This window comes from Streptomyces sp. NPDC008092 (assembly GCF_042957285.1).
In the GTDB taxonomy this organism is placed as follows: Bacteria; Actinomycetota; Actinomycetes; order Streptomycetales; family Streptomycetaceae; genus Streptomyces.
Genome location: NZ_JBIBHY010000004.1, coordinates 515,947 through 526,581, shown reverse-complemented (window position 1 = coordinate 526,581; position 10,635 = coordinate 515,947). Strand labels below are relative to the sequence as shown.

Annotated in this window: 9 protein-coding genes; 5 read left to right on the top strand and 4 right to left on the bottom strand. The window is 72.0% G+C overall.

Annotated elements, in window-relative coordinates; genetic code table 11:
• Positions 1-65: 65 nt before the first annotated feature.
• Together ACFZB3_RS15345 and ACFZB3_RS15340 are read right to left on the bottom strand one after the other, a co-directional pair.
• Positions 66-1,118 carry an esterase-like activity of phytase family protein gene (locus ACFZB3_RS15345; RefSeq protein ID WP_391375210.1) on the bottom strand — a complete coding sequence of 351 codons (1,053 nt, stop codon included), beginning with the start codon at positions 1,116-1,118 and terminating at the stop codon, positions 66-68.
• Positions 1,119-1,247: 129 nt separating this feature from the next.
• On the bottom strand, positions 1,248-2,093 hold the full coding sequence (locus ACFZB3_RS15340; RefSeq protein WP_391375207.1) for a serine hydrolase: 846 nt from the start codon (positions 2,091-2,093) through the stop codon (positions 1,248-1,250).
• Between the two features lie 113 nt (positions 2,094-2,206).
• On the opposite strand from ACFZB3_RS15340, the gene ACFZB3_RS15335 reads away from it, so the two are divergent.
• The gene (locus ACFZB3_RS15335; protein WP_391375204.1) at positions 2,207-2,722 is read left to right on the top strand and encodes a hypothetical protein; all 516 of its coding nucleotides are present in this window, start codon (positions 2,207-2,209) and stop codon (positions 2,720-2,722) included.
• A gap of 81 nt (positions 2,723-2,803) precedes the next feature.
• Positions 2,804-2,950 carry a hypothetical protein gene (locus ACFZB3_RS15330; RefSeq protein ID WP_391375202.1) on the top strand — a complete coding sequence of 49 codons (147 nt, stop codon included), beginning with the start codon at positions 2,804-2,806 and terminating at the stop codon, positions 2,948-2,950.
• Positions 2,951-3,135: 185 nt separating this feature from the next.
• On the opposite strand, the gene ACFZB3_RS15325 is transcribed toward ACFZB3_RS15330, so the two are convergent.
• Complete coding sequence (locus ACFZB3_RS15325) at positions 3,136-4,059, bottom strand: alpha/beta hydrolase fold domain-containing protein (protein ID WP_391375200.1); 924 nt, start codon at positions 4,057-4,059, stop codon at positions 3,136-3,138.
• 67 nt (positions 4,060-4,126) lie between these two features.
• On the opposite strand from ACFZB3_RS15325, the gene ACFZB3_RS15320 reads away from it, so the two are divergent.
• Both ACFZB3_RS15320 and ACFZB3_RS15315 read left to right on the top strand, forming a co-directional pair.
• The gene (locus ACFZB3_RS15320; RefSeq protein ID WP_391375197.1) at positions 4,127-4,603 is read left to right on the top strand and encodes a MarR family transcriptional regulator; all 477 of its coding nucleotides are present in this window, start codon (positions 4,127-4,129) and stop codon (positions 4,601-4,603) included.
• Positions 4,604-4,705: 102 nt separating this feature from the next.
• Complete coding sequence (locus ACFZB3_RS15315; RefSeq protein ID WP_391375194.1) at positions 4,706-4,852, top strand: DUF397 domain-containing protein; 147 nt, start codon at positions 4,706-4,708, stop codon at positions 4,850-4,852.
• Here ACFZB3_RS15315 and ACFZB3_RS15310 read toward each other — a convergent pair.
• Complete coding sequence (locus ACFZB3_RS15310; protein ID WP_391375191.1) at positions 4,849-6,615, bottom strand: MOSC domain-containing protein; 1,767 nt, start codon at positions 6,613-6,615, stop codon at positions 4,849-4,851. The two genes, ACFZB3_RS15315 and ACFZB3_RS15310, sit on opposite strands and share 4 nt — an antisense overlap.
• A gap of 205 nt (positions 6,616-6,820) precedes the next feature.
• Here ACFZB3_RS15310 and ACFZB3_RS15305 point away from each other — a divergent pair, with 205 nt between their 5' ends.
• Positions 6,821-10,576 carry an ABC transporter transmembrane domain-containing protein gene (locus ACFZB3_RS15305; protein WP_391375188.1) on the top strand — a complete coding sequence of 1,252 codons (3,756 nt, stop codon included), beginning with the start codon at positions 6,821-6,823 and terminating at the stop codon, positions 10,574-10,576.
• The last annotated feature ends 59 nt before the right edge of the window (positions 10,577-10,635 follow it).

Genomic DNA, 10,635 nt, shown 5'->3' with positions numbered 1-10,635 from the left:
GGCCTCGCAGGCGTGGGCCCGTATGGTGCCGGGCCCGCGCCGTGCGATCGGCCGGGCAGCCTCTGTCAGGTGCGAACCCGCAGGTAGTAGAACCGCGTCGTCTGAACGGCGTTCTGGTTGTCGTCGCTGACCAGGAGGACCTTGTACGCGCCCTTCGAGCGGCCGGTGACGACCATGCCCTCGATGTTGTCGAGGAGCGGGTTGGGCTGCGGCTGCTTGGCCGTGGCACCCAGCGACGGGCAGCTCGCGATGTCCGTGAGCAGGGTCTTCTTCACCAGCCGTACGCCGGCCTGCCCGGTGAGGTTCTCGATGCCGCTGGTGTCCGTGGCGTGCCGGGGGTCGGCCAGGAACAGGCGGACGGTGTTGCCGACGCCGGAGGTGAAGCCGCGCTCCAGGACGAGGAGCCGGCCGTCGGGCAGCGCCTGCACCTCGGGGACGCCGAGGATCGGGTCGTCGGTGCGGTAGGCGTACTGGGCCGACAGCCTGAAGTGGTCGTCCTTCGTCCGCGTCCAGGTCTGGAAGCGGACGATCCCGGCGGTGTCGCCGGCGATGGCGTACTCCATCGACGCCAGCAGGGTGCGGCCGCCGTTGAGCAGGGTCAGGCCCTCGAAGGTCTGGTTGGTGGTGGCCCGTCCGGCCGGGGACACGAGCAGCGACGACGGCACCGGGAGGCGGTCCAGGATCCTGCCGTCCGCCGAGTAGCGGCGGACGGACGGCTCGGTCTCGGAGGTGATCAGGCGGGTGCCGTCCCGGTCCACGACCAGGCCCTCGGAGTCGAGTGCGGCACCGTTCTCGTCGGCGAGCCCGACGACCTTCTTCGGCGCGAGCGTCTTCGCGTCCAGGTCGAAGAGGTACGACCGGTCGGCGAGGGCGGCCAGGGAGCCGTCCTTGTCCACGGCGAGCGCGGAGAGGTTGCCGACGAAGTAGCCGCCGAAGGTCGTCTTGTCGAGGGCGTCGGAGAAGCTGTCGAGCGAGACCGAGGACGAACACGCGTGTGCGGAAGCGGTGTTGGTCGCGTCGGTGCCGCTCGCGACGGCGTTGGCGGACCCGGCGGCGGACAGGCAGGTGGCCGCCGCCAGGCCGGCGGTGAAGGTGGCGAGTACGGTTCGCAGGCGCATGGCGGTCACCGTAGGGGGGATCGGTGACGGGGTGGAGACCGCCCCGTGAAGGAAAGGGTCGATGTCCGGCCGCCGGGACCGCACTTCGGTACGCGGGCCGCCGCGCCGCCCCGGGTCCGGGTGACCGCCTCAGGAGGCCGCGAGGTCCTTGTGGACGACCTTCGCGACGGCCTGGATGGTGTTGATGCCGTAGCTCATGGTGCTGTTGTCCTGCGTCAGCACGGTCATCTGGTAGTCGTGGCCGCCACCGGTGAACGTGCCGAGGCTGTGCACCCGCCAGCCGTGCGTGGCGCGCTGCAGCCAGCCGTTCTTGACGTGCACGGCGACACCGGACGGGGCGCCGTACGGGGTGCCCCACCGCTGGGACGAGATGACCTGCCCCATCAGCTTCAGGATGTAGGCCCGCGAATTGTCGCTGAGCACGGTGTTCTTGGTGGTGACGAGCGCGAGCAGCCGCTGCTCGTCGTGCACGTCGATCTGGGTCAGGCCCCAGTAGCCGTTGGCGCCCGGCGTGGTCTGCGTCATCCCGGCGGCGCTCAGGAAGCCCTTGATCTTCGTCAGGCCGAGCTGCTTCCACAGCTTGGTGGTCGCGTCGTTGTCCGACTTGGTGATCATGGCCTTGGCGAGCGTCTGCTCGGTGGTGGTCAGATACCGGTTGTGCTTCTTCGCGTCCCACAGCAGCGTGGCGAGGACGGTCACCTTGACCGTGCTGGCCGAGTCGTAGTGCGTGGTGGAGCGCAGGGTGCAGGTCGTCTTCGTCGAACGGTCGTACAGGCCGACGGCGATCGTCCCCTTGCGGTTCGCGATGGCCGCGGTGATGTCGTTCTTCAGCTTCGTGGCGAGAGCCGCCTTGGCCGACGTGCAGCTGACGGCGGGCGCGGCGGCCGAGGCGGGCGCGGCGACGGCCACGCCGGCTATGAGAAACCCGGTGCCGAGCGCGGTGGCGACCAGCCCTCTCCTTCGTCTGTGAGTCATACCCCCGTTGACACGCGGATTCGCACGAATGGTTGTACGAACGGTCAGGGCTTTAAGGAACCGTCACCTGGACGGACTCCGTCCGCTCCCACCCGTGTCCGAGGATGGGGCCCATGAGAAACCCGAGTGTGCGGGCAGGGGCGACAGCCGCAGCCATGGCCGCGCTGTTCGCCGCCGCCGGTTGCAGTGGCGACCCCGCCGACGCCGCACCCGCTGCCGCGACCTCGTCGCCCGCGCCCGCACCCGCGTCGGCGACGCCGGCCTCCGTCACCGAGCCGTGGGACAACTCCGTCACCAAGGCGCCGCCGTTCACCGACGGTGAGGTCGTCGCCCGGGCGGCGAACGCCACCGGGGGCCGGGAGTTGGACATCAAGGGCGGTGTCGGCAGCGGCATCCTGTCCGTCCAGGTGAACTGCGAGGGCAAGGGGAAACTGACCGTCACCGTCGAACCGCTCGGCTTCAACTTCCCGTTCGACTGTGTCGCCGGCCAGGTCAACACCATCGACAACGAGACGAACATGAACGGCGGCGGGACGCGCCCCCACACGCCGGGCACGGTGCAGGTGACCGCGACGGCGGGCGTCCGGTGGGCGATCACCGTCGGACGTCAGGACGTGTCCCGCGACTGACCGGGTCCGCTCACGCCCGACCCGTCGTGGTGGGAGTGGAAGTACGAGGACGAGGACGACCACGGCCGTCGGCTCGGGGTGGTGAGCGATGCCGGTCACCGGGCCGTCGAGGGAGTCCGCGAGCGGGCGGTGGCCATGTTCCGGGAACGTGGCGGACCGTTCGCCGCCGAGGCGAACCGGCAGGACCGGCACACCGAGCCCGGCCGCCCGGCTCCGGCCCTGCCCTAGGACGCCCTGACCTTCGGTCTCAGCTGATCGGCCGCCGCTCGGATCTTCTGCCGTGGACCTCTCCGAAGGGCACCAGTCCGACGATGCCGTCGTCGACGGTGACGAAGGCGCCGAAAGGGAGGGAGCACCCTCTCGATTGCCCGCACAGGCCGGCGGCGAGGCGGACCTCGGCGGCCTGACCCGCTTCAGGCTGCCGGCGTGCGTGCCGTGTCCCCGGTGCGGATGTGCTGGCTGAGGAAGAGTGCGGCGCGGTCCAGTGCCTGGTCGGCTTCGTCCAGGACGCCGGTGAACGCCTGGAAGACATGCGGGACGTCGGCGGTGATGTCCAGGACGACGTCGACTCCGGCGTCCCTCGCGCGCGCGGCCATGCGTGTGGAGTCGTCCAGGAGCATTTCGTTGGTGCCCGCCTGCAGCAGCATCGGGGGGAAGCCGGTCAGGTCGGCGAGGGTGGCGGGGCTGAGCAGGGGCTGGTGGGGGTCCTGTCCCGCGCTGTACATGGCTCCGGTGTGTTCCATGCCCTCACGCGTGAAGAACGGGTCGGCGCCCGCCTTGGTGTCCATGCTCTCGCCCGTCCGGGTCCCGTCGAGTCCCGGGGAGAACGCCACGATCGCGGCGGGCATGGGCAGGCCCGCGTCGCGGGCGGCGAGGCAGGTGGTGACAGTGAGGCCGCCGCCGGCCGAGTCGCCGGCGAACGCGATCGCCGAAGGGTCCTCGCCGCTGTCGAGAAGCGCGCGGTAGGCGCTCAGCCCGTCCTCGATCGCGGCAGGGAACGGGTGCTCCGGTGCAAGCCGGTAGTCCAGCGAGAGCGCCCTGAACCCGGTTCTGGTCACCAGGTTCCCCGTCAGCGACATCGCCGTCTCCGGTGAACCGACCACGTAGGAGCCGCCGTGAAAGTAGAGGATCGTCCCGGCCTTCGGAGTGCCGGCCGGCTCGACGAGCACCGCGGGCCGACCGCCGAGCGTCGCGGTCCGGGTGCGGATCCCGGCCGGGACGGTCATTTCCCCCATCATCGCCCTGAACCCGGCGCGGAGCTCCTCCACCGACCGGGGACTCTCCGGCCGAGGCCGTCGGGCCCTCGCGTCGATCTCCGCGCGCTGTTGCCTGCTCATGGTCGCCTCCATCGCAAGTACATGCCAAAGAACTATATGCCTGGGCATCTAGGTTAGAATACATGCCATGGCATATAAGTCGAGCCGTGGCCCGATCGACCTCCCGGGCTTCTTCGCCGATCTCGTCCGCTGCGAGACACGGCTCTACAACGCGCTGAACGAACGCCTTCGCGAGGAACACGGGATCTTCACCTCGCAGTTCGAGTTCCTGTGCTTCCTGCGCGACCACCCCGGGTCCCGGGTGGCGGACCTCGCCACCGAATTCGCCATCGGGATCGGCGCGACCAGCAAGGGCATCGACCGCCTGGAGAAGCAGGCGTGGGTCGTACGGCGAACCAATCCGTCGGATCGCCGCTCGTCACTGCTGGACCTGACCGCCGGAGGCCTGCAACTCGTCGGGGCGGCGGAGGCGACCTTCACCCGCACACTGGCCGAGCTGACCGCGGACGTCCTCGGCGGCCCCTCGGGACCGGTCGTCGCACAGGTCTTCTCGGAGCTGCGCTCCGTGCTCGAACGCGACCGGATCGGCCTGCCCACGGGCTGACCGGCGACTCGGTACGCGCCCTGGCGCCGGCTCTCGGCGATCCGCGGCACGTCGGCCGGCGCCTCCCGCATCCGGGCCACCAGGCGAGGGAGTACAGGCACCATGACTCACCGGGCCGTATCGGAAGTCCTCGACGCCCACCCCTGCGGCATCCCCGTCCGGGACTCCAAGCACTCCCACGGCCCCGCCGTGATCTTCGCGCCCGCCGCATGGCGCCCGTTCGTCGCGGCCGTGGGAGCCGCCTCCTAGAGATCGAGGACCACCTCGCCGACCGGTGTGCTGCAGCAGACCAGGACCGTGCCGGGCTCGGGGAGTTCGAGGGGTGGGGTGGTGTAGGTGACGTCGCCGGTCAGGAGTGGGGTGACGCAGGTGTGGCAGACGCCGGTGCGGCAGGACCAGCGGGTGGGGATGTCGCAGGCTTCGGCGAGTTCGAGGAGCGAGGCGCGGGCCGGGGACCACGGGGTGGTGACGCCGGTGCGGGTGAAGGTGACGAGGGGGCCGGTGCCCGGTGGGCCGGGTGGCTGGTGCGGGTGCACCGCGGCGGTGGGGGCGACGCCGGGGTTGACCGCGGCGAGCGCGCCGAACCGCTCCGTGCGGATCCGCTCGGGGCGCAGGCCGAGCGCGCGCAGGTGGCCGGAGAGGTCGTCCATGAAGGCGGTCGGGCCGCACAGGTAGGCGTCGGCGTCGGCGGGGATGCCCAGGGCGGTCAGCGAGGCGGCGGTCGGACGGCCGGGGGTGACGCGGTGGCCGTCGGGGCGGGGGGTCCCGGCGGTGTAGTGGATGTGCTCGTGGGCGTGCGGGAGCCGCGCCAGGAGGGCGTGGGCCTCGTCGGCGAAGGCGTGGTGGGCGCGGTCGCGGGCGGTGTGGACCCACCAGACCGGGCGTGGGTCCCGTACGGCTGCCAGCCGGTGGAGCATGGCGAGCACCGGAGTGACGCCGATGCCCGCCGAGAGCAGGGCGACCGGACCGCTGCCCTCTTCGAGCACGAACGTTCCGCGCGGGCCGGCGACGTCCACGAGGTCCCCGGCGCGGAGCCGGGTGTGGATGTAGCCGCTGACCGTCCCGTGGGGCTCGTGCTTGACGCTGATGCGGTAGGTGCTCTCCGTGGGGGCGGCGGACAGGGAGTAGCTGCGTACGGCGCGGGCGGTGCCGTCGACGGCGAGGCGGAGGGAGAGGTACTGGCCGGGGCGGGCCTCGGGCAGGGCCGAGCCGTCGGTGGTGCCGAGGTGGACCGAGGAGACGTCGGGGGTCTCGGGGACGATCCGGGCGACACGGAAGGGCCTGAAGCCCGGCGGCCCCGCCCCCACCCCTGTCCCCGCCCCTGCCCCTGTCCCCGCCCCTGCCCCTGTCCCCGCCCCGGGACCGGACTGCCCGGCCGCGGCGAGTTCGCGGAAGGACTGCTGCCAGCCGGGGCTGAGGGCGGGGATGTCCAGGGCGGTGCGCAGCTTCGCCGGGTCGCGGCCGGGCAGGTAGAGCAGCGCGTCGGTGTCGGCGACGCTCAGTTCTCCCGGGCCCCGGCGGGTACGGGTGATCCCGTCACCGGCCCGGACCCGCCCCTCGGTGATCACCCGCAGGTAGAAGCCCGGACGGTGGTGGGCGACCAGGAGGGAGGCCATGGCGGGCTCGCCCAGGCGCATGCCGACGCGGTAGCAGGTGACGCGGGGCTGGGTCACCTCGAACTCGGCTTCGCCGATGCGGTACCGGTCGCCGATGCACACCTCGTCGTCGGGCAGGCCCTCGACGGTGAAGTTCTCCCCGAACATCCCGAAGGCCAGGTCGTCGCGGCCGAGCTGCCGGCGCCAGTACCGGTAGGACTCCAGCTGGTAGACGAGGACGGCCCGGATCTCGCCGCCGTGCCCGGCCAGGTCGCCCTGACCGTCGCCGTCGACGTTCAGCCGCCGCACCATGCGGCTGCCGGGTACGGGGGACTTCCACGCCCCGGTGCGGACGGTCCTGCCCTGCCAGGAGACGTCCGCGGGCATGCCCACGTTGACGGACAGCAACCTCGCCATGCGGACCTCCTGCGGTGGCCGGCACCGCCACGATCCCCTGAGCACGCATCCTGGTGCCTGCGCCGGGATTCCGCGAACGGGGACGGCCGTCCCGGAACCCTCCCGCCGTCCTGCCCGCCGCCCCGGATTTGTTGCGGAGGGATGAAATCCGCTTCGTTCCGTGTTGTGGCCATGCGGAAGAACAGGGCGAACGGAGGGCACCCGCGTGGCAGCGCAACAGGGGGAGCAGCGGCAGGGCGGCTGGGCGCGCAGGCTGGCAGGGTACGCCTGGCGGCATCCCAGGGACGTCGTGCTCGCGCTCGCGTCCTCGCTGGCCGGCATGGCCGTGCTGGCCGTCGTACCCCTGATCACCAAGGTGATCATCGACGACGTGATCGGCGACCACAGCCGGTCCATGGGGCCCTGGGCCGGTGCCCTGATCGGCGCGGCCGTCCTCGTCTACGCGGCCACCTTCGTCCGCCGCTACTACGGCGGCCGGCTCGCCCTCGACGTCCAGCACGACCTGCGGACCGAGATGTACGACACCCTCACCCGGCTCGACGGACGGCGGCAGGACGAGCTGTCCACGGGCCAGGTGGTGGGCAGGGCCACCAGCGACCTCCAGCTGATCCAGGGCCTCCTCTTCATGCTGCCGATGACCATCGGCAACGTCCTGCTCTTCGTCATCTCCCTCGCGATCATGGCCTGGCTGTCGCCGCCGCTCACCCTGGTCGCCCTCGCCGTCGCCCCGGCCCTCTACTGGATCGCCAAGCGCAGCCGCAGCAAGCTGCACCCCGCCACCTGGTACGCCCAGGCCCAGGCCGCCGCCGTGGCCGGGGTGGTCGACGGCGCGGTGAGCGGCGTCCGCGTGGTGAAGGGGTTCGGGCAGGAGGAGCAGGAGACCGGGAAGCTGAAGGAGGTCGGGCGCCGGCTCTTCGCCGGGCGGCTGCGCACGATACGGCTGAACAGCAGATTCACCCCGGCCCTGCAGGCCGTCCCGGCCCTCGGCCAGGTCGCCATGCTGGCGCTCGGCGGCTGGCTCGCCGTCCGGGGCCACATCACCCTCGGCACCTTCGTCGCCTTCTCCTCCTACCTCGCCCAGCTGGTCGGCCCGGTCCGGATGCTCGCCGTGGTCCTCACCGTCGGCCAGCAGGCCCGCGCCGGCACCGAGCGCGTCCTGGAGCTGATCGACACCCGGCCCACCATGACGGAGGGCACGAAGACCCTCCCGGCCGACGCGCCCGCGACCGTCGAGTTCGACGACGTGTCCTTCGGCTACGACCATGAGCGCCCGGTCCTGAGCGGGCTCAGCTTCGAGATCCGGCCGGGCGAGACCCTCGCCGTCGTCGGCTCCTCCGGCTCCGGCAAGTCCACGGTCTCCCTCCTCCTGCCCCGCTTCTACGACGTCACCCACGGCGCCGTCCTGATCGGCGGCCACGACGTCCGCGAGCTGACCCACGACTCGCTGCGGGCCGCGATCGGCCTGGTCCCGGAGGACTCGTTCCTCTTCTCGGACACGGTCCGCAACAACATCGCGTACGGCCGTCCCGACGCGACCGAGGACGAGATCCGCGCCGCCTCCCGCGCCGCCCAGGCCGACCGGTTCATCGCCGAGCTGCCCGACGGCTACGACACCAAGGTCGGCGAGCAGGGCCTCACCCTCTCCGGCGGCCAGCGCCAGCGCGTCGCCCTCGCCCGCGCCCTGCTCACCGACCCCCGCCTGCTCGTCCTCGACGACGCCACCTCGGCCGTCGACGCCCGCGTGGAGCACGAGATCCACGAGGCCCTCGCCCACGTGATGCGGGGCCGTACCACCCTCCTGATCGCGCACCGCCGCTCCACCCTCAACCTCGCCGACCGCATCGCCGTCCTCGACGGCGGCCGGCTCGCCGACATCGGCACCGACGAGGAGCTCCAGCAGCGGTCCGCCCTGTACCGGCGGCTCCTCACCGACCCCGACGAGCTGGGCGGGGTCTCCCCGGGCCACGCGCTGCCCCTCGAACCGCGCGAGGACACCTCCGTACGGGACGAGCTGGACGCCGAGTTCGACGCCGAGCGGGGCGTGACCCCGCGGCTGTGGACCGGCGACCGCACGCCCCGCGACCTCGCCCTGGCCGGCACCCCCGCCACCCCCGAACTCCTCGCCCAGGTCGAGGCGCTGCCCCCGGCCACCGACACCCCCGACATCGACGAGGCCGGCGCGGTACGCCCCGAGGACTCCTACGGCCTGCGCCGACTGCTCCGCGGCTTCGGCGCGCCCCTGCTGGTCAGCCTCGGGCTGGTCGCCGTGGACGCCGGCATGGGCCTGCTGCTCCCGGTCCTGATCCGGCACGGCATCGACCAGGGCGTCAGCAGGATGGCGCTCGGCGCGGTCTGGGCGGCCGCGCTGCTCGGCCTGTTCGCGGTGCTCGCCCAGTGGGCGGCGCAGATCGGCGAGACCCGGATGACCGGCCGTACCGGCGAACGGGTCCTCTACTCCCTGCGCCTGAAGATCTTCGCCCAGCTCCAGCGGCTCGGACTCGACTACTACGAGCGGGAGCTGACCGGCCGGATCATGACGAGGATGACCACGGACGTGGACGCGCTGTCCACCTTCCTCCAGACGGGCCTGGTCACCGCCTTCGTCTCCGTCGTCACCTTCTTCGGCATCATGGTCGCCCTGCTGGTGATCGACGTACAGCTCGCGCTGGTCGTCTTCGTCACCCTGCCCCCGCTGATCGTCGCGACCTTCTTCTTCCGCCGGGCGAGCGTGAAGGCGTACGAACTCGCCCGTGAGCGCGTGTCGGTGGTCAACGCCGACCTCCAGGAGTCGGTGTCGGGCCTGCGGATCGTGCAGGCCTTCCGGCGCGAACGGGACAGCGGCCGCCGCTTCACCGAACGCAGCGAGAGCTACCGCAAGGCCCGTATCCGGGGCCAGTTGCTGATATCGGTCTACTTCCCGTTCGTCCAGCTGCTGTCGTCGGTGGCCGCGGCGAGCGTGCTGATGGCGGGCGCCCACCGGGTGGAGGCGGCCACCCTCACCACCGGCGCGCTGGTCGCCTACCTGCTCTACATCGACCTGTTCTTCGCCCCCGTCCAGCAGCTCTCCCAGGTCTTCGACGGCTACCAGCAGGCGACCGTCTCCCTCGGCCGCATCCAGGAACTCCTGCGCGAGCCGACGTCCACGGAGGCGGCGGACAGGCCTCGGGACGTCGGTTCCCTGCACGGCGACATCGCCTTCGAGGACGTGCGCTTCGCGTACGGCGCCGCCGACGAGGGCGACGCGGCCCTGGACGGCATCGACCTGGCCATCCCCGCCGGGCAGACCGTGGCCTTCGTCGGCGAGACCGGCGCCGGCAAGTCGACCCTGGTCAAGCTGGTCGCGCGGTTCTACGACCCGACGGGCGGCCGGGTCACGGTCGACGGCACCGATCTGCGCGACCTCGACCTCACCTCGTACCGGCACCGGCTCGGGGTCGTCCCGCAGGAGGCGTACCTCTTCCCGGGGACCGTCCGGGACGCCATCGCCTACGGCCGCCCGGACGCGACCGACGCCCAGGTGGAGGCGGCGGCCCGGGCGGTCGGCGCCCACGAGATGATCGCCACCCTCGACAACGGCTACCTCCACGAGGTGGCCGAGCGGGGCCGCAACCTCTCCGCGGGCCAGCGCCAGCTGATCGCCCTCGCCCGCGCCGAGCTGGTCGACCCCGACGTGCTGCTCCTCGACGAGGCGACGGCGGCCCTGGACCTGGCCACCGAGGCCCAGGTCAACCTGGCCACCGACCGCCTGACGGGCCGTCGTACGACCCTGGTGGTCGCCCATCGGCTGACCACCGCGGCCCGCGCCGACCGGGTGGTGGTCATGGACCACGGCCGGGTCGCCGAGGACGGCACCCACGACGAACTCCTCGCCCTCGGCGGCCGGTACGCCGAACTGTGGCGCACCTTCATCGGCCGGCCCGAGGAAGAGGAACCGGAGGAGCCGGTGGGCGCGACCCGCTGACCTCGCGTGCCTGACGGCCGTGCAACCATCCGACATATGTCGGGCGTCCGTACATCAGT